Origin of the sequence: Pseudoalteromonas sp. 31A1 (assembly GCF_011378815.1) — a bacterium.
In the GTDB taxonomy this organism is placed as follows: Bacteria; Pseudomonadota; Gammaproteobacteria; order Enterobacterales; family Alteromonadaceae; genus Pseudoalteromonas; species Pseudoalteromonas arctica.
The window spans coordinates 107349-125982 of record NZ_WTKY01000009.1 but is presented as its reverse complement, the minus strand read 5'-3'; the positions used below and the strand labels follow the sequence as shown (position 1 = coordinate 125982).

The 18634-nt window shown below is 37.6% G+C and carries 16 protein-coding genes; 10 read left to right on the top strand and 6 right to left on the bottom strand.

The features are described 5' to 3' along the window. Positions 1-27 precede the first annotated feature (27 nt). Both GQR52_RS10705 and GQR52_RS10700 read left to right on the top strand, forming a co-directional pair. Complete coding sequence (locus GQR52_RS10705; RefSeq protein WP_165728422.1) at positions 28-1494, top strand: methyl-accepting chemotaxis protein; 1467 nt, start codon at positions 28-30, stop codon at positions 1492-1494. After that, positions 1478-2002: a DUF6436 domain-containing protein gene (locus GQR52_RS10700; RefSeq protein WP_007581838.1), complete on the top strand. Its 525-nt coding sequence runs from the start codon at positions 1478-1480 to the stop codon at positions 2000-2002. The genes GQR52_RS10705 and GQR52_RS10700 overlap by 17 nt, the downstream gene beginning before the upstream one ends. A 61-nt stretch (positions 2003-2063) precedes the next feature. Here GQR52_RS10700 and GQR52_RS10695 read toward each other — a convergent pair whose 3' ends face one another. Continuing rightward, a complete protein-coding gene (locus GQR52_RS10695) occupies positions 2064-2621 on the bottom strand; it encodes a TMEM165/GDT1 family protein (RefSeq protein WP_165728421.1) in 558 nt (185 codons plus the stop codon). A 651-nt stretch (positions 2622-3272) separates the two neighbouring features. Between GQR52_RS10695 and GQR52_RS10690 the strand changes: the two genes are divergently transcribed. Next, the gene (locus GQR52_RS10690; RefSeq protein WP_240914472.1) at positions 3273-3800 is read left to right on the top strand and encodes an XRE family transcriptional regulator; all 528 of its coding nucleotides are present in this window, start codon (positions 3273-3275) and stop codon (positions 3798-3800) included. A 491-nt stretch (positions 3801-4291) separates the two neighbouring features. After that, a complete protein-coding gene (locus GQR52_RS10685; RefSeq protein ID WP_002960627.1) occupies positions 4292-4486 on the top strand; it encodes a (2Fe-2S)-binding protein in 195 nt (64 codons plus the stop codon). 65 nt (positions 4487-4551) lie between these two features. On the opposite strand, the gene bfr (GQR52_RS10680) is transcribed toward GQR52_RS10685, so the two are convergent. The 5 genes from bfr (GQR52_RS10680) to GQR52_RS10660 form a co-directional block, all read right to left on the bottom strand. Beyond that, on the bottom strand, positions 4552-5016 hold the full coding sequence (gene bfr / locus GQR52_RS10680; protein ID WP_024593101.1) for a bacterioferritin: 465 nt from the start codon (positions 5014-5016) through the stop codon (positions 4552-4554). Positions 5017-5028: 12 nt separating this feature from the next. Further along, positions 5029-5499: a bacterioferritin gene (bfr, locus tag GQR52_RS10675; RefSeq protein ID WP_165728420.1), complete on the bottom strand. Its 471-nt coding sequence runs from the start codon at positions 5497-5499 to the stop codon at positions 5029-5031. A 264-nt stretch (positions 5500-5763) separates the two neighbouring features. Further along, positions 5764-7899: a TonB-dependent receptor gene (locus GQR52_RS10670; protein WP_165728419.1), complete on the bottom strand. Its 2136-nt coding sequence runs from the start codon at positions 7897-7899 to the stop codon at positions 5764-5766. Positions 7900-7971: 72 nt separating this feature from the next. Beyond that, positions 7972-9042 carry a PepSY-associated TM helix domain-containing protein gene (locus GQR52_RS10665; RefSeq protein WP_165728418.1) on the bottom strand — a complete coding sequence of 357 codons (1071 nt, stop codon included), beginning with the start codon at positions 9040-9042 and terminating at the stop codon, positions 7972-7974. Positions 9043-9099: 57 nt separating this feature from the next. Beyond that, entirely contained in the window at positions 9100-9975 is an 876-nt protein-coding gene (locus tag GQR52_RS10660) for a cation diffusion facilitator family transporter (protein WP_165728417.1), read from the bottom strand. Between the two features lie 252 nt (positions 9976-10227). Between GQR52_RS10660 and GQR52_RS10655 the strand changes: the two genes are divergently transcribed. The 6 genes from GQR52_RS10655 (at position 10228) to GQR52_RS10630 (ending at position 18599) form a co-directional block, all read left to right on the top strand. Further along, a complete protein-coding gene (locus tag GQR52_RS10655; protein ID WP_165728416.1) occupies positions 10228-14991 on the top strand; it encodes a PAS domain-containing protein in 4764 nt (1587 codons plus the stop codon). Positions 14992-15003: 12 nt separating this feature from the next. Beyond that, positions 15004-15486 (top strand): GNAT family N-acetyltransferase, encoded by a 483-nt coding sequence (locus GQR52_RS10650; RefSeq protein ID WP_165728415.1) that lies wholly within the window; start codon positions 15004-15006, stop codon positions 15484-15486. Between the two features lie 80 nt (positions 15487-15566). After that, positions 15567-16073, top strand: a complete 507-nt coding sequence (locus GQR52_RS10645) for a hypothetical protein (protein ID WP_165728414.1) — start codon at positions 15567-15569, stop codon at positions 16071-16073. A gap of 16 nt (positions 16074-16089) precedes the next feature. Continuing rightward, entirely contained in the window at positions 16090-16701 is a 612-nt protein-coding gene (locus GQR52_RS10640) for a superoxide dismutase (protein WP_165728413.1), read from the top strand. 75 nt (positions 16702-16776) lie between these two features. Then, positions 16777-18129: an AlkA N-terminal domain-containing protein gene (locus tag GQR52_RS10635; protein ID WP_165728412.1), complete on the top strand. Its 1353-nt coding sequence runs from the start codon at positions 16777-16779 to the stop codon at positions 18127-18129. Next, complete coding sequence (locus GQR52_RS10630) at positions 18129-18599, top strand: methylated-DNA--[protein]-cysteine S-methyltransferase (RefSeq protein WP_165728411.1); 471 nt, start codon at positions 18129-18131, stop codon at positions 18597-18599. Before GQR52_RS10635 ends, GQR52_RS10630 begins: the two co-directional genes overlap by 1 nt. Positions 18600-18634 lie beyond the last annotated feature (35 nt).

Below are 18634 nucleotides of genomic sequence, written 5' to 3'. Positions count from 1 at the left end.
AGTGCAAACAACAATTTTAAGGTTCTTATGTCTAGTATTGGCCGGTTATTTACAATTATTTTTAGTCTTTTGTTTGTCGAATCTATCGCTATTGGCTTGTATTTCGACACATTAGCGCAGGCCTTTATGATAGGTTTGCCATTGTGTTTATTACCTATATGGCTTTTAAACACACAAGGGGATAGTCCTGTTACCCCTCATGTTGTAGCTGCCGCCATAATGATGTTTTCTTTTTTGCACATACAACAAACTTTTGGGCTGATTGAAGTCCATTTTGAAATATTTATTTTAATGCCCATGTTAATTGTTTTTGTACAGTGGCGAGTGTTTATTACTACAATTGTATTTGTAGCTGTTCATCATTTATCTTTTTATTATTTACAAACTCAAAATACAGGATTTTATGTATTTGACCCTGATAGGCTTGCTTTTACTACGGTGCTTATTCATGCTGGATACGCAATAGTTGAAGTGTTAGTTGCAGGCTACATTGCCGTAATGTTGCAACGCGAACGTCGTGCTGGCTTATCTTTAAGTTATGCGACAGAGCAAATAATGAAAGACCCTGAAAACATTAAACTCTCTCTTCGTGCTGATGACACTAAAAGTGAGGCTGTAACAGGGTTTAACACGTTACTAGATTACTTATCTGATGTTATTAAACAGGTACAAACTCAATCAGAATCACTGCAAAAAAACTCACAAGAGCTTATACATGTTCATGATCAGCTGGCCGGTGGTGCAGTGCAGCGTACACAACAAACTGATGATATTGCTAATTCTGGCGCTCAAGTTGCTAATGGTTTTAAACTTGTAGAAGAAGAAAGTGAGGTACTTAAGCGCCAAGTTGATCACATTACACAATCTGCAGGTGATGCATTAAAAGAAGTGCTTCAAACAGACGCTAAAAGTAGAGAGTTGTTAACACTACTTAACCATACCGAAGAAAAAATAAACCACTTAGTGGCAGCGGGCGATGTTATTTCAGGTCTTCTTAATGAGATATCAGGTATTGCTGAGCAAACAAACTTACTTGCTTTAAATGCCGCTATTGAAGCTGCCCGTGCAGGCGAACATGGTCGAGGTTTTGCTGTCGTTGCTGATGAGGTAAGATCTTTAGCTAACCATAGTAAAGCAACAACAGATAAAATTAGTCTAACATTAAAAGATCTTGTTAATAATAGTAAAACGTCAACACAATCAATGAGTCAGTGTGTGAATTTTGTAGTCGATTTAACAAGTATTAGTGCTGCAATGAAAGAGAATATTTCAGCAATGAGCGAGCAAATAGCCGCAGTATCTTCAAGCTCTGATTCAGTTGCACAAGTTGTAGCTGAGCAGGCAGGTAATACTGAATTAATAGCAAGCAGTACTGATACTATGCGCCAAAATCAGTACCAAGATACGCAAATAGTGCAGCAGTTAACCGCTAAGGTGCAGTTAATCGATGTAAGTATTGATGTGTTAGAGCAAAGCATTGCCAAGTTTAAATAAATCTAACACTTTCGTATTTTCGCTTATAGCTACATGGCTTATTTGTGTTGTTGCAGGGTTAGTTTATTTTCAATTAGAGCAGCTTAAACCGTTTGATAGCTCAAAAGTTTTATTGCAAAAACACTGGTTTAATAACTTTAAAAAGCAATTGGATTGGGTTGATACTGGTGAGCCGTCTTTAGTGCTTATAACAGAAAAAAAATGCGGGTGTACTATACAAGCTAAGCCGCATATTTCATCGTTAACCTCTTTTGCTGCCAATAAAGCTATGAAGGTTGTACAAGTTGAATTAACACCAAAGCTTAAACACGTTATTCCGGCAACGCCTGCCGCCGTTATTATTAATAAAAACGGTGAGTTTGTTTATGCTGGGCCGCTCTCTGAAGGGTTAGCTTGTGCCCAAGGAAGTGGTTTTGTTGAAACTGCGGTCACTAATTTAGCTGCTGGTTTTAACTCAAACCTCTTAATTACACAAACCAAGGGATGTTACTGTGTAAATAATGCATAAATAACGTGCAGGAAAAACTAAAGCTCGCACTTAAATCAACAGTTGCGAGCTTAAATATTGATTAAATTGTAACTAAGCCATAAATACCTAATGACACAAACACACAAGCAGCAATAGCACGTACGGTGTTTAGAGATATTCTTTTTAGTAATGCATTACCAGCGTATATAACAGGCACGTTAGCAATTAGCATACCTAACGTAGTTCCTACTGTTACCCAAAACACAGACTGATATTGTGCCCCTAACAACACCGTCGCTATTTGTGTTTTATCACCAATTTCTGCAATAAAAAATAATACAAAAGCGACTAAAAAAGCCCCGTAGCTATCGTATTTACTACTTACAGCTTCGTCTTTGTCTGGAACTAATAGCCAAAGGCCAACAACAATAAAGCTGATGTTTACAAGCCAAGGCAAATATTCAGAAGAAAAACTATTACTTAACCACTGTCCAAACCACGCTGATAAACCATGATTGAGTAAGGTTGCGGCTAAAATACCAAGAATAAGCGCGCTTTTATTACGAAAACGGGCTGCTAATAGGAGTGATAAAAGCTGAGTTTTATCGCCTATTTCGGCAAGTGTGACAGTGACGGTTGAGGTTAAAAAAACTTCCATTATTGATTCTTACAGGCGGGAATACTAAACCAAGGCAAACAACTATCTCCCGCCATGAGGATAGTGTCTACCTAGGTCTCGCCGATAACGCTTGCTACAACATTACAAACTTACCATGCACATGAGGTGCAATTATGTTGATAAGTTTACTCATTACTGAGCGGGCTACTCCCCTAAGAGGCGGGCATTATTCCACAAAACTTTTAAGCGGTAAATATTAAGAATAGAACATAGTTAATTTATTCGGGAGTAATAAAGTTAGCTTTTGGCAATTAGTTGATAGTCAGGAAAGAGCGAGAAGCAGACGGTCAGGTGAGTTGTCATTAACTTAGTAAGAATAAAAGGAAACTATCTCCTTTTTCATATGTGTAAATAAACTACAGTAAGCATAATATTTATAGCTGGTAATAATTTACACTATTTGATAATAATAGAAGCTCATGAAATAAGGACGTTTTCGCTCTAAGATAGGGAACCTTTGATAAAGCTGTTAGCAGTATGGCATTGACCTGTCGTTAAGGTGACGCAAATGTGTCGTATACAAAAAAGGAGTTTTTGAACAGGATATAGCTTCAATATATTCATGTGAGAAATACAAATGGAAATGAAACTAAACGCTAAAAAAATTATAGAAGAACGTAAAGTCAGAGCTTGGAGTCAGCACATTTAGCTGATGTTAGTGCTGTAAGTTTAAGAACCATTCAAAGAGTAGAAAATAATGGTTCAGGTTCATTGGAAACTGTTAAAGCATTAGCTTCCTGTTTTGAGCTAGATGTTACTAAGTTATTCCAGCCTGAAATCCCATTAAAGAAAAATCACTCTAAATCCAAAATAGCAGTGTTATCTTCAATGATTGCAGCCATTTTCAGTAGTGTTTTATTTCTAGTGCCATCTACAATGGCATCAGATATTAAGATACACTCAGATAAAGTTACAACATCTAAAAATAATGATTATCGAGTTTACAGTAACAATGTAGAGATTTTCTTGCCAAAAACTCTTACTTATGAAGTGTTAGTTGATTCAAAGTGGGAAACAGCTACACCGGAAATAGCCAGTGGTAGTGTAAAGATCTATTTGGGTAACTCAGTTGTTTTTATTGAAAAAGCAATAATAACAAAAACTGAAAAAGGAACGAAAATCACTACTAATTATGCAAAATTTACTAACACTGACTAATATACTGCTAATAAGTGTCTAAGGTTGCGACCATCCATCTCCGGCCATTCGACAACATAAGATGTTGATAATAATTGACAAGGTATTTTACTGTGTCGGATGGCGCTTCGCTTATCCGATCTGCACTGGCATAAATCGGAAATAACCGACCCGTAAATTCCGTATTTATACATTAAGGTTTTTAAAGCCTTAATGTAATTAATTTTCAACCATTCAACCATTCAACCATTCAACCATTCAACTATTAAAATATTTAGCTAAACCTAATTTTACTTACATTTAAGGTAGGCTCTAATTAACAATGCTCAATTTATGCACTATACTTTAGCTGAATTTAGTTTAGTTTTTTAAAGCTGTCGCGAATTCTCAATTTAAGTGGCACTGGCCAAAAAAAGTTTAAAATAATACATATTAGTTAAATAACAATTGATAACCATTTTCGTTTAGATTATTATGTACGCACTAAATGAAATTGAGAGTGGTTTGTATTCATGTATATTTGTCTATGTCACGGTGTGACTGATAAAAAAATTGAGCAAACAATTGACGATGGTGCAACGACCATGCGTGAATTAACTAAAGAGCTTAAAGTAGGCAGCCAATGCGGTAAGTGTTGTGGTTGTACTAAAAAGATCCTTAATCGCAGACTTATTCAAATTGCGGATGTAACGGATCAAGTTGCTTAATTACATATAAAATTCAGATATAAAAAAAGCAGCTTTTTAGCTGCTTTTTTTATGCTTGTTACTATTTACAGTTGAGACTGCAAGTAGTTTTTAATACCCGTATTTTTAATAAGCAATTGTTGGGTTTCTAACCAATCAATTTGCTCTTCTTGCTCATTTAAAATGTGATCAAGGGCTTCGCGGGTAATGTAATCTTTTTTGCTTTCAGCCAGTTTTACTGCGCTTTGCAACTCGCCAATAGTATCAAGTTCAAAACTCATATTAGCTGCAATCATTTCTTCGCTGTTTTCACCAATACGTAATCGGCCTAAGTCTTGAAGATTTGGTAAGCCTTCTAAAAACAAAATACGTTCGATTAAACGATCGGCGTTTTTCATTTTTTGAATTGATACTTTGTAATCTGCTTTGTCTAGTTGAGTGAAACCAAAATCTTTAAACATGCGTGCATGTAAAAAGTATTGGTTAATACCAACAAGCTCATTAGCGAGTACTTTATTAAGCGCTGCAATAACGTCTTTATCGCCTTTCATAATATGCTCCTACTAAGCCATTTGTGCTTGATGGTAATTTTCAGAACCAATCTTATCAATTAAGCCAAGTTGCTGCTCTAACCAGTAAACATGGTCTTCTTCGGTATCAAATAACAGTTTTTCTAAAATGCTACGAGATTGATAATCTTGTTGTTTTTCACATATTGCGATGACGTCTTTAACACACGCAACTACTTCAAGCTCTAGTGTTAAATCGTTTTGCATCATGCTTTTTACATCGTTACCGATAAGTAAATCACGGCGCTTAGTCATATTTGGTACACCTTCTAAAAACAAGATGCGCTTAATAAGCCAGTCTGCGTGATCTTTTTCTTCTTCCATCTCGTGGTTAAGGCGATCGTATAGTTTGTTTAAACCCCAGTCGTCATACATGCGCGAGTGTATAAAATACTGATCGATTGCTGCTAATTCGTTAGCTAACAATGTATTAAACGCATCGATTACTTTTTGATTACCTTTCATGATAAATCGCCTTAACTATTTCAATTGTATGCAGTGTAGTACAAATAGCCTATATTGCAAGTTTTCTCTATAAAAATCATTGCGTTACTATTGGTTTTGATTCTTATTTAAGTTTGCGTTACTGCTTGGTTTATGGACAGTTTTTTATTTGCATTAGCATCTAATACAAGATCATGATTGATAGGAAAAAGCGAGACGTTTATTTATGCGGGATTTGTTGAGCATATAGGCATGCAGGGCATGCCTATTACGCGTGCTTATTTGTTAAAATTGATATTTAGCACCCAGCGTTGCCGTTGTGCCTAATCCTTTAATATTGTATCCACCGTAGGTGTATGCCTGTGCGCGGGCAGGGTAGTAATCACTATTGAATAGGTTTTCTATTCCAAAATACCCACTCCATTGAGCGTTAACATTGTATTGGCCACTTAAGTTAAATGTGTTGTAGCTACTAACGGGGCCCTGATCGCCAGAGTATTGGCCTTGCGCATTTTTATCAAAACGCTTTCTGTCGCCTACATATAAAAAGCTCATTGCAAGTGATAGTTCGTCATTTGTTTGCCACGTTAAATTAGCAGTGGCTTTAGGTGGACTAATTTGAGCTGCCCCTAAGTACTCATCCGCTTCAGTGTTTTTACCTTCAACATAGCTATAAGTTGCGCTTAATTTAAGGTCTTCGGTAATAGTGTAGTTAACTAACCCTTCGTAACCCCATATTTCTTGTGGTGCGCGTACAGGTTCGTAAACACCCGTTGTTTCATTATACTCATTACTTGTACCAAGCTCTGAGGTACTTCTGTAAAGAGCAAATTCAAAACGCACGTTTTCAAACTGTGAAGTAAAACCAACTTCGTAATTATCGATTATTGAAGCTTGGGTTTGAATTAGCGCAATATCGTCAACGGTCGCTGCGCGAAGTAAGCGACCAATATCAGAAATATCAGAGCCCTGTGAGTAACTAAAGAACGGGCTAAATGCATCTGTTAAGTTATATTTAATACCGGCATTATAGGTTGTTGCATCGTAATTAATGGTGTCGCCACGCACATTTAATGGTACTGAACATTGCGATGCGGTTTTGCAAAGTTTTAGCGTTTGGTAGTCACTTACGCTCAAATCAATGCTTTCGTTTCTTACACCCGCTTTTACAATAATGTCGTCGTTTATTACCCATTTGGTTTGTAAAAAGCCAGCCACACTTTCCATGTCCATTTCTGGCACCCACACACGGCCATCTACTAAAGGTTGCGATGTTTTATCGTTTAAGGCATCAATACCGTAGATTAGGGTGGCTGTTACGTTTTCAAAATCAAACTGGCTATTAAATGTAGCTCTTGCACCTTGCTTATCTGATTTAATAACCGATTGACCACCGCTATAACCTTCATCAAGATTGGCTAAAGCGGTTGAGAAAAAGAATACGTTTTCTATATTTTGTTTATACAGATCGAGGGTCATTTGTGTGTTTTCAAACAACGCGTAATCAACATATTTTAGGGTTATATTTTCGTTGCCTTCTGGGCCTTGCGGTTTACCTTGTTTTTGAAGCGCTAAGGGGACGTGTATAGCGTATGTTTTTTCCCCTATATTGCCATCGCCAGTCACATCGCCTAAGTCTGTTTTTTGTTGTGAGCTGTAAAAGTTGTAGCTAAACTGAAGTTGTTTTTCGTCGTCAAAATCATAAGTTAGTTTGGTAAAATAGTTTTGAGTTTCAGAGTCGGATAAACCATATTGTAAGCCTAAAATATCGCCTTCGGCGTCGCGTTGTACGCCGTTTTCTTCATAGCTTGCTGTTAACAGATAGCTTAGCTTATCGAGCTTACCGTTTACCGCAGCCGATATTCTGCCACCGCCGCTCTCTGCTAATTTAACAGCGCTAAAGCGACTTGAAATACTAATCTCCCCTTCAGGCTTACCATCACTGCGAGCCTGTTTTGTTATGTAGTTAATAATGCCACCTGAGGCACCATTACCATAAATAGACGTTGCGCCTTTTATGACTTCAATGCGCGCTATGGCACTTGCATCAAGCGTTTTTACGCCTAAAGAGCCATTACGAAGAGGGGTTGATTGCGGTACGCCATCAATCATTATTAATGGCGCGCGGCCGCGTAGTGTTTGTCCTGAATTACTTGAACTGCCGGTATCGGGAGCTAGCCCTGGAACCATTTGCGCGAGTAAGCTTCCCAGTTCTGAGCTTACTTTTAAATGCTGTTGTATTTGTTGCTGATTTATAACGGTAATCGAGGCAGGTACTTCGTCTATGCTTTCTGATATGCGGCTGCCAGATACAATGACATGCTCTAACTGATCAGAAGTGTATTCATTTTTATTATTTTCATTTGCTAACGTGTTAGTACTTATTGCAACAGCAATAAGGCAAAGCGAAGTTTTTAACATAGGGTGTCTTAGTTGATAATAGTTCCCGTAATGGTAATTATTATCAACTAATGACGCAAGTGTTAATGAGATTTATTTCCATTTATGGCGTTTTAACCAAAAATACACACCGCTTACAATAAAAAATGCGAGTGAAAGGGCTATTAATAACCATAAAAACTGCACAATAGGGCCTGCAAAATCACCAATGTGAAACTTATACTTAAAGTTCCATGTTTGTGTTGTGAAGTTGGTTTTACTGGCGTCAAATGAGTTTAATACTTTACCAGTAAATGGGTTAGTCCAAACCCAGCTGTAAGCGTGGCTTTCGCCAGGGTTTTGCATTCTCAGTGCTATTGCTTCGTCGGCTTTTTTAGGTAAATAAATTCTATATACTTTGCCATCTGGAAATACGTTCTCTGCATTTTTAATTGCTTTGTTATAGTCTAAAGTAGCCTGAGAGGGCTGTATTATTTTCGGTGCTTTAGGCCTTTGTTCTACTTTATTAAACGTTACAAATTCTAATACCGATTGAGTTTGTGTTTTCCAATTAAATGCCATGCCAGTGAAGGCAATAAGTACCAGCGGTATAAAAAAGTAAACACCCAGTACGGTATGTAATTGATACATGAGCACTCTAAATTTGGCTTTTGGTTTTATAGCTAAACGCTTAATTCTGTTTTTAGGTTTTACCCATAAATAAAAGCCGAGTAATACATTTATTAAAAGTAGCAATGCACATACCGACATCCAATTTCTAAAGGTTTTTTCACCCTCACTGTCTTCAAACAACAGCCAACGATGTAATCCCATAGCAAACCCATAAATCGTATCGGTTGATTCATAGACGTTTAGCACTCTCCCTGAGTAGGGATCAACACTGGCGTAGTATTTATTAGCTAACCTAAATTGCCATGCGGCGTTTGGCGCTTGTTCGGGCATAAAAAAGGTGATTTTTTGCTTAGTTTGAGCTTGTACATTTTGTATAAGCTCATCGTAAGGCATTAAATTTGCTTGTGGTGTTACTTGCCATTTTGCGGGTTCTATTAAGTGCTGTATGTCTTTTGCATAAATCATAACAGCACCGGTTAAGCTCACTATTAATAAAAATAGTCCGCTAATAAGGGCAAGGCCTAAATGAATTCTACGTAACCAAAGTTTCAAAAACGGTATCTCATTATGAGTTAATGGCAATATTGTAAATGATAATACGAGCTGTTTTCAATTAAATAGTTGTGTATTTGGTTGGATTTCTATTATGCAGTTTTCGATATTAAAATTGTCGTGTAAAAAGCTTTTTACGGCTGGCAAATCAATTGCTTGCTGAGTGCTAATAACAAGCTCGCAGTAGTTTTCTTTATCGTCTAGTTGCCAAAGCTTAATACTGGTTACAGATTCGATATTAAATTCACTACCAATAGCATGTGATATAGCATGTGTGTCGATGTTATTGGGTGCTGCTTGCATTAAAATTTTGCAGCTTTGCTTTAATAGTAAAATGCCATGATAAATTACATAGATAGAAATAAGTACAGTGGCAATTAAATCGACAATGTACCATTGGTATAAAATAATTAAGGTGCCCGCAATAATTACCACAATAGACGCCATTGCATCAGATACGTTATGGATAAAAGCCGCCTTTATATTTATGCTGTGATTTGCACCTGCTCGGTAGGTTAAAAATGCGGTTGCTAAATCGATTACCAATGCTATTGCTGCCACCCACACAACTATCCAGCCATTAATTGGTTGAGGGTTTAAATAGCTCGAAATGGCTTCAAAAATTAAATACACGCCAATTAATATTAATGTACTGCTATTAAAAAGTGTGGCGAGTATTTCTGCGCGTTTATAGCCAAAGTGATGAGTGCCGTCAGCAGGTTTATTACCAACTTTACGTGCAACCAAGGCTATAAATATAGCGGCAGCATCACTTAAATTATGAAGGGCATCGGCTATAAGTGACAAACTGCCCGAAAATATCCCGCCAATAACTTGGGCTACGGTTAGCAATACATTAATAACCACAGCAACGGTGAGTTGTTTATTGCTTTGGTTTTCGTCTACATGACTATGTGAGTGATCGTGCGCCATAATGCTCTCAAATGCTTTGATTGAATATTGCTTATATCATGGGTGATTTAAAACAGCTACAGGAGTTATAGTGTAAATGAACGCAATTGTAAGTTAGTAATAAAGACGTACTTTTTTTGAATGCGCGAATTTAAGATTGTAACGCTAAATGTCGATTTTTTAAGGAGTTTACAGCTCAAAACTTGCGTCTTTATATATTTAGTGCATTAATGTAAGTAATATTAAATGATTAAAAGCTGCTGGGTATTAAGCATGGACAAAGGTTTAAACTTTGGTGAATTAACAGGTAAAGGACAATCTGTTCGAAGTAAGTTAATTATAACCTTTATAATTATAGCCTTAGGGCCACTTTGTATACTTACTTGGTTTAGTCTTGAACACGTAAATCGCACCCTTAAACAAAATGCAGACACTGAACTAAACGAGCTTAATAATATAGGCAAGCAATTTGCTGATATTTGGTTTGCGGACCATGTTAAAGACTTATATTTGCTCAGGACACAGCTTGATATTAGCCCTGCTAAAAAGCAAAAATTAATCAGTCAATTTGTTGAGCAGTACGACTTTGTTAATAATGTAGAGCTTATTGATGTAGACCTCGTTAATTCACTCCCCAAATCCCCCTTTTTTAATGTTATTAAAGACCAACGTTTTAACGACATTCGTTCTGGTATTAAAAATACAGGAGAAATTCAATTTCAGTCAATGACTGTCTCAGGGCGTGAGTATCATATTATTGGTTTACCGGTATTAAATGGCGAAAATAAGTTACAAACCATATTGCTCGCAGATATAAATTTAAACGGCTTATTGAATAATCTAAGTAAAATACACACAGCTAATAAAGACATAACATTTTATGTTATGCACAATAATAAAATTCAAAAAAGTAATAATACAGACGATGCCCAACCACTATTTTTCTCTCAGAATGGCTCACCAATACAACGTGTTTTTTCTTATAGTAATAAAGATGAAGCCACTTTATATGGGTATATTAATTCTTTAGAGTTTTTAAATGAATCTGGTTGGCAATTACTTGTATCAAAACCAAAAGACGTTGCATTGCAAGGATCTAATTATTATAAGCAGCTCGCTATATTAACAAATATGGGGGCATTACTACTTATATTAACGTCGTCGTGGTGGTTTGGTCGTCGGCTTTCTCGTCCTTTAATTAACTTAGCTAAAATTGTTGAAAACATTACCAAAGGTGATGTGGTTAAAGTGCCAATAATAAACGACAGCATAGAGTTTAATCAGCTTTCATTAGGCCTGCGTAAGTTAGTGGCCGTAAAAGCAGAACAGCAAAGCATACTGCAAAAACAACGCTCTGCACTTCAAATTGCATTAAAACAATTAGCTGAGCAAAAAAGCGCATTAGATGAACATGCCATTGTTGCAGTAACTGATCTGCATGGCACCATTACTTTTGTAAATAAGAAATTTTGCGAAATTAGTGGCTATGATGAATATGAATTAATAGGTGAAAACCATCGTATTTTAAATTCAGGAAAGCACGAAAAAGAATTTTTTAAAAATATGTATAAAACCCTCAAACGCGGAGATGTATGGAACGGGCAAATATGCAATAAAGCGAAGCATGGTGGTTTTTATTGGGTAGATACGACCATTGCGCCATTTTTAGATGAAAGCGGTAAACCGCAAAGCTATATTGCTATTCGTACCGATATGACATTTCTTAAACTGCAAGAACTAGAACTTGAGCAGCATAAAACACAGTTGCAGTTAGTGATAGATACAACTGCTGTAGGTATTTGGGATTGGTATATTGATACTAACGTAGCTGTTTTAAATAACCGTTGGGCTGAAATTATAGGGTATAAACTGAGTGAAATAGAGCCTTGTACAATACAAACTTGGTATAAATTTATTCACCCAGAGGATTTAATTGAATCAGACTTAAAGCTAAAAGCGCACTTTGCTGGTGAAACAGATTACTACGAAAGTGAAGCGCGTATGAAGCATAAAAATGGCCACTGGGTGTGGGTGCTTGATACAGCTAAAGTGGTTGAATGGAATAGTGATGGTTCGCCTAAGCGAATGATAGGTACTCACTTAGATATCTCAGATAAAAAAGCAACTGAACTTGAACTGCAAGGAAGCCGAGATAGATTTGCATCTTTGGTATCAAATATACCGGGTATTATTTATCGGTGTAAATTTGATGATAAATTAAGCACACTTTATATGAGTGAGCAAGCAAGTGAGATAACAGGCTATTCACCTGATGAGTTGATAGGCAATGATGCTCTAAGCTTTTTTGATTTAATATGCGAAGACGATTCTAAAAAAATAAAAGCTGAAATTTTACGCTGTGCCAGTGCTAAGCAGTCATGGTCTGTTGAGTATAGAATTACAGCTCGCGATGGCTCTTTGCATTGGGTAAATGAAAAAGGCCAAGCAATTTACGATGAAACTGGTAACGTTTTGTATTTAGATGGATTTATTTTAGATATTACAGAGCGATACAATACGCAATTAAAAATAAATCGTCAGCAAAGCTTGCTAGAGTCAATGAGTAAGCAAGGGCAGATTGGTGCATGGGAAATTGACTTAGAAGCACATACTCTTTATTGGTCTGATGAAGTTAAAGTTATCCACGAAGTACCAGAGGGATTTGAGCCGAGGATAGATACCGCAATTGATTTTTATAAACCAGGAGTGCACCGAGATACTATAAATACTTTGTTTGAATGCGCAGTAACATTAGGTGAAAGCTGGAGTGTTGAACTTATTATTTTAACCTATGCTGGGCAAGAACGCTGGGTTAAATCGATGGGGCAAACAGAGTTTAAAGATGGTAAATGTGTGCGTGTTTTTGGCTCATTTCAAAGTATTGACGCACATAAACGCCTTGAACTCGAAAGCGAAAAAGCAAACCGCTATAACAAAAATTTAGCCGCGCTTACAGTCGCACCTGAAGTGCAAAATAGTGATGTAGAGCAAGTTAAAAAGCTAGCGGTTAAATCTATGTGTGAAGTGCTAAATATTGCACGTGCGTCGGTATGGATTTTTAACGAACAACGAGACGTGATGGCGTGTCATAGCTTATATATAGATGGGCAAGGGTTTGTAGATACAGATGCTGTTTTAACTGCTAAAGACTATCCTGCATATTATAACGCCATTTATGAGCAAAACTTAGTGGCTATTGATGATGTTTATACTCATCCGGCAACTGTTGATTTTATAGAAGCGTATGCAAAACCACTCAATATTAAATCAATACTTGATGCAGTTATAGCAACAGGCGATGGTAATTTAGGTATTTTATGTGCTGAAACTGTTGGCGAGCACCACTATTGGACGCAAAGTGAAGAAACGTATCTTCGATCATTAGCTACTTTAGTGGGAAGTACTTTAATTTCTCAGCAACGTAAAGTAATCAGTGAGGAGCTTAAAGTAGCGCTTGTAAAAGCAGAAGATGCAGCCATTGCCAAGAGCCAATTTTTAGCAACCATGAGTCACGAAATAAGAACGCCAATGAATGGTGTACTCGGTATGCTAGAGCTTGTTCAATTAGAGTCATTACCTAAACCAATAGAAACTAAAGTCGATATAGCCAAAACAAGTGCACATTCTTTATTGGGTGTCATTAACGATATTTTAGATTTCTCTAAAGCTGAAGCGGGTAAAATTGAGCTTGAAGAAATTAACTTTAATGCCCGCGATTTAATTGGTGAAGTTGCTGCCGCGCAAGCATTTACAGCTCAAGACAAAGGGATTGAAATAATTTTAGATTTGGTTGCACTTGAACCTTCGCAGTTATGCGGTGATCCTGGGCGAATTCGCCAAGTACTTACTAATTTACTAAGTAACGCCGTTAAGTTTACGAGTAAAGGCGAGGTTGTTGTAAGTGCGAAAGTTAATAAAGTGGCTCAAGGCTTAGAATTTATTGTCAGTATAAAAGACTCAGGTATAGGGATCAGTTTAGAAAAACAGCAGCAATTATTTACTCCGTTTTCTCAAGTAGATGCATCAACAACGCGTGAATACGGGGGCAGTGGCTTAGGGCTGGCTATTTGTAAGCAGCTTTGTGAGCTAATGGGTGGGGCAATTTCTCTTAGTAGTGAAGCCGGCGAAGGAAGTACCTTTACTGCCACTATAATGCTGACCCCTGGCGATCAAAAAGAGCGTTATATTCCTAATATTAATATGAAAGAGTTAACGGTTTTAGTTGTTGATGATAACGAAACAAATCGGATAGTAATTTTACAACAGCTTGAGCATTGGGGCGCTAAGGTTGCGCTTGCATGCGATGCACATCAAGCACTTGATATGTGCGCGCAGCAATATGAAAGCAAAAATTGTATGTACGATATTGCAGTGCTTGATATGCAAATGCCAGGAATGGACGGCATAGAGCTTTGTAAAGCACTAAAAGCACATGCACATTATAAATCAATGCCACTTGTAATGATGACTAGTATTGCTGGTATGGAAGGCGCTCAGCGTTATTCTGACGCTGGCTTTCAGGCATATTTTCCTAAACCAGTAACCACTGCCGATTTAATTTCTGCACTGTCGGTTATAACGAGTAATGATGCAGGCGAGACACTTCCACTTGTTACGTCAGGCTATATTTCGTCACTTAAAAAAGAAAAGGTGCAGGAATCTGCCCAAATACTACTTGTAGAAGATAATCCCATTAACCAACAGGTGGCTAAATTAATGCTCAAAAAGCTTAATTGTGACGTTACGATTGCCGGGAATGGTCAATTGGCAATTGATATATTAAAAGCGCATGATTCAGGATTCTTTAAGCTTGTACTTATGGATTGCCAAATGCCAGTTTTGGATGGCTTTGGGGCAACTGCAGCTATACGCGAAGGGGTCGCGGGTGAGCAGCACAAAAATATAAAAATTATTGCCATCACTGCTAATGCAATGGACTCCGATAAAGAGCGCTGTATAACTGCTGGAATGGATGATTACTTGAGTAAACCTATTCAATTAGATATTTTAAAAGATAAATTAGAGCTGTATATTTAAGGTCAAAATACAATGAGTAAACCCGTTATAATACGTGATGCAAAACCAAGTGACGCAAAAACAATTTTGCACTTTATTACCGAACTTGCCATATACGAAAAAGAACCTGATGCGGTAAAAACAGATGAACAAGCAATTCTAGATACTTTGTTTAGCGAAGGAGCAACCGCGCACAGCATAATTTGTTTAGAAGGCGATGAGCCAATTGGTTTTGCAGTATATTTTTATAATTACTCTACCTGGTTAGGTAAAAATGGCCTGTACCTAGAAGATTTATATGTAAGCCCTGATAGTCGTGGCAATGGTGCAGGCAAAGCCATTATGAAGCACTTAGCTAATAATGCGATTAGTAATAACTGTGGCCGTTTTGAATGGGTGGTCCTTGATTGGAATAAACCCGCTATCGATTTTTACAATAGCATTGGTGCAAAGCCACAAAACGAATGGATTATATATCGCTTAACAGGGCAGGAATTATTAGATTTCGCTAAATAGTTAATGAAAATCATTTGCATTTGCGTTGTTGGGTGTGTAAGTTAAATACACACTCAATAATTAAATGTGCAGATGATTATATGATCTCAAGTCAAAAACAGCCCCAGCCAGATCTACTCTATCTTGAACAAGCATTAAGCCCTTGGCAGTCGAACATAATGCAAGGTAATTATGCATTTGAACAAGGTGCTTTACTCGAAGCACGCGATAAATACTTATTAGCCAAAACACTCGCAGATCATCTCCTTCAGCAGTTTTTATACGCTCAGATTAATAATAATGCCATTCATGCTATTGAGCATTGTATACCCGCACTTGTTGTTGCTTCACATAATTTAGCTGATACCTATATTGCTATGCAACAGCCTGAAAATGCATGTAAATGGTTATGCGAAGTACACTTAACACTCTCTTCATTAATTAAGCATACTCATTACGATATACAAAAAGTGAGTAAGCATCATTACCTCAAAACCTCTGCTGAACTTATTGCATTTGCACAGCGTTATCCTTCTTTTCCAGAACTGATTGAGCAAGTGAATTTTTGCTTATGCTCTAAAGACTCAACAAACAGCCTGCTACATTAAAATAAAGGAGTAATTTATGGCGTTTACCTTGCCAGCACTTAATTATGAATACGATGCGCTTGAGCCTCATATAGACAGTAAAACAATGTATATTCATCATACTTTACATCATCAAACCTACATAAATAAGGCTAATACAGCATTAGAGAACACTGAATATGCCAACGTAAATGCTGAGGAGTTACTTATTAATATAAGTAAGCTGCCCACTCAATTGCAAAAAGCGGTTCAAGAACACGTAGGTGGGCACTTTAATCACAGTTTGTTTTGGCAAGTAATGAGCCTGCAAGGAGGTGGTAAACCTGAAGGTATTGTGGCCCAAGCTATAAATGAGCAACTCGGCGGTTTTGATGAATTTAAAGAGGAATTTACAGCCGCTGCAATTAGCCAATTTGGTAGTGGCTGGGCGTGGTTATGCGTCACTCCAGATGAAAAGCTGATTGTACAAAATAGTGCTAATCAAGATTGCCCTTTAATGCAGGGAAATATCCCTATTTTGGGACTTGATGTATGGGAACATGCCTATTACTTGAAATATCAAAATAAGCGCCCTGAGTATATCGCTGCATTTTATAATGTAATTAATTGGCAAGAAGTACAAAGGCGTTATTTATTGGCTATTGGTTGAGTGCCGAATATGGCTAGTAATACAGTTTTTTTTGTATAAGCTAGGCTCTATAAGGTTTAATTTATAGAGCCGTTTATGGACACTTCACATTGGCAAAAAGCACGTCAGAGTCGCGATCCTCGTTTTGACGGGCTTTTTTATGTTGCTGTTAAAAGTACGGGCATATATTGCAGACCAATATGCCCAGCTCCTACCGCACACGAAAAAAACGTCACGTATTATCAGTTTGCACATAATGCAGCCCAAGCTGGGTTTAGGCCATGTATACGATGCAGACCCGATAGCGCACCAGGCAGCGCTGCTTGGCAGGGTACAAAAACCACAGCTCTGAGAGCTAAGCAATTAATTGATCAGCACGATGAGCACGACTGCGAAAAATTAGCAGCTCGTTTAGGTATAAGCAGTCGTTATTTAAGACAGTTGTTTAAGCAGTATTTTGGCGTGTCGATTACGCAATACCGATTATTTAACCAGTGTCACTTTGCTAAAAAGCTGATTCAAGAAACACATTTACCTCTTACCGAAATAGCATTTGCCGCTGGCTTTAAAAGCATTAGGCGCTTTAATGATGCATTTTTACAGCAGTTAAATATAGCTCCCTCGAAGCTGCGCAGTGGCGATAAAAAACCAACGTCAAAACTCACTTTAACCCTGCCATTTAGGCCGCCTTATAATTGGCCTGCTTTGCAGGGCTTTTTACAACGGCGCTTGATAAAACCAATGGAGTGGATAACACAAACGAGCTACGGACGTACTTTTGCAAGTGAGGAATATAAAGGAAGCTTTACCGCTGAATTTATAGCGAGTAAAAACCACTTTAGTGTATCTATCAATATAGACAATACGGTGTACTTACAACCCGTTATAAATAATATACGCCGTGTGCTTGATTTAGATGCCGATATTAATTTAATTGAAACGCATTTAAGCGCCAATATTAACAATGCGTTTACAGTGTGTGAAGGGCTCAGACTTCCAGGGATTTGGTCAAGTTTTGAAGCCGGTATAAGGGCGGTACTCGGACAACAAGTGAGTGTTACTGCGGCGCATAATTTAGTAACAAAGTTAGTTGATGAATTAGGCGAAAAAGAGGGCGGTGTTATTTACTTCCCTACGGCTAAAATTGTCGCTAATAGTGATTTTGCATTTTTTAAAATGCCACAAGCACGCAAAAATGCGCTACACAACTTAGCCCAGTTTTGTGCACTAAATCCTGAAAATGACGATTTAGACGAATGGCTTAATTTAAAGGGAATTGGTCCTTGGACAGTAAATTATGCAAAGTTGCGAGGGCAAAGCCAGCCCGATATATTACTTGATGGCGACTTAGGTGTTAAAAAAGCTCAAGCGGCGGCAAACCCTTTCGTACCTGCTAACAGCGCTCCTTTTCGCTCTTACTTAACTTTTCAACTTTGGCAGCAATTATAATGATCATTCAAACATCCATTTCGAGCCCTATAGACGACATAATTATTCAAGCGACCGAGAAAGGCGTGAGTTACGTTGGGTTTTATCCACCAGTTGAACACCCTCGTACGCCATTTGAGCAAGTCGCTAACAAGGCGGTGCTTATTTGTGCTGCGCAGTTAAATGAGTACTTTGCAAAAAAACGCACTACTTTTGATGTACCACTTGATACAAACGGTACAGCATTTCAACAAAGCGTATGGCAAGCACTATTAACGGTGCCTTTTGGGCAATCACAAACATACGGCTATATTGCAAACCAACTCAATAACCCAAAAGCAGTGAGGGCAGTAGGTGCTGCGAATGGTAAAAATCCGATTAGCATTATAGTGCCTTGCCACCGAATTATTGGCGCAAATGCAAAGTTAACGGGCTATGCTGGTGGGCTTGATAGGAAACTTTGGTTGCTGAAACACGAAGGATTAATGTAAATTAATTTAACGAATATTTTGTATGTTTAGTTCTA

Excerpts from the sequence above, each read along its gene's own strand:
- GQR52_RS10705 (WP_165728422.1), top strand. The coding sequence starts at position 28 with ATGTCTAGTATTGGCCGGTTATTTACAATTATTTTTAGTCTTTTGTTT.
- GQR52_RS10695 (WP_165728421.1), bottom strand. The coding sequence starts at position 2,621 with ATGGAAGTTTTTTTAACCTCAACCGTCACTGTCACACTTGCCGAAATA.
- GQR52_RS10685 (WP_002960627.1), top strand. The coding sequence starts at position 4,292 with ATGTATATTTGTCTATGTCACGGTGTGACTGATAAAAAAATTGAGCAA.
- bfr (WP_024593101.1), bottom strand. The coding sequence starts at position 5,016 with ATGAAAGGCGATAAAGACGTTATTGCAGCGCTTAATAAAGTACTCGCT.
- bfr (WP_165728420.1), bottom strand. The coding sequence starts at position 5,499 with ATGAAAGGTAATCAAAAAGTAATCGATGCGTTTAATACATTGTTAGCT.
- GQR52_RS10670 (WP_165728419.1), bottom strand. The coding sequence starts at position 7,899 with ATGTTAAAAACTTCGCTTTGCCTTATTGCTGTTGCAATAAGTACTAAC.
- GQR52_RS10660 (WP_165728417.1), bottom strand. The coding sequence starts at position 9,975 with ATGGCGCACGATCACTCACATAGTCATGTAGACGAAAACCAAAGCAAT.
- GQR52_RS10655 (WP_165728416.1), top strand. The coding sequence starts at position 10,228 with ATGGACAAAGGTTTAAACTTTGGTGAATTAACAGGTAAAGGACAATCT.
- GQR52_RS10650 (WP_165728415.1), top strand. The coding sequence starts at position 15,004 with ATGAGTAAACCCGTTATAATACGTGATGCAAAACCAAGTGACGCAAAA.
- GQR52_RS10645 (WP_165728414.1), top strand. The coding sequence starts at position 15,567 with ATGATCTCAAGTCAAAAACAGCCCCAGCCAGATCTACTCTATCTTGAA.
- GQR52_RS10640 (WP_165728413.1), top strand. The coding sequence starts at position 16,090 with ATGGCGTTTACCTTGCCAGCACTTAATTATGAATACGATGCGCTTGAG.
- GQR52_RS10635 (WP_165728412.1), top strand. The coding sequence starts at position 16,777 with ATGGACACTTCACATTGGCAAAAAGCACGTCAGAGTCGCGATCCTCGT.
- GQR52_RS10630 (WP_165728411.1), top strand. The coding sequence starts at position 18,129 with ATGATCATTCAAACATCCATTTCGAGCCCTATAGACGACATAATTATT.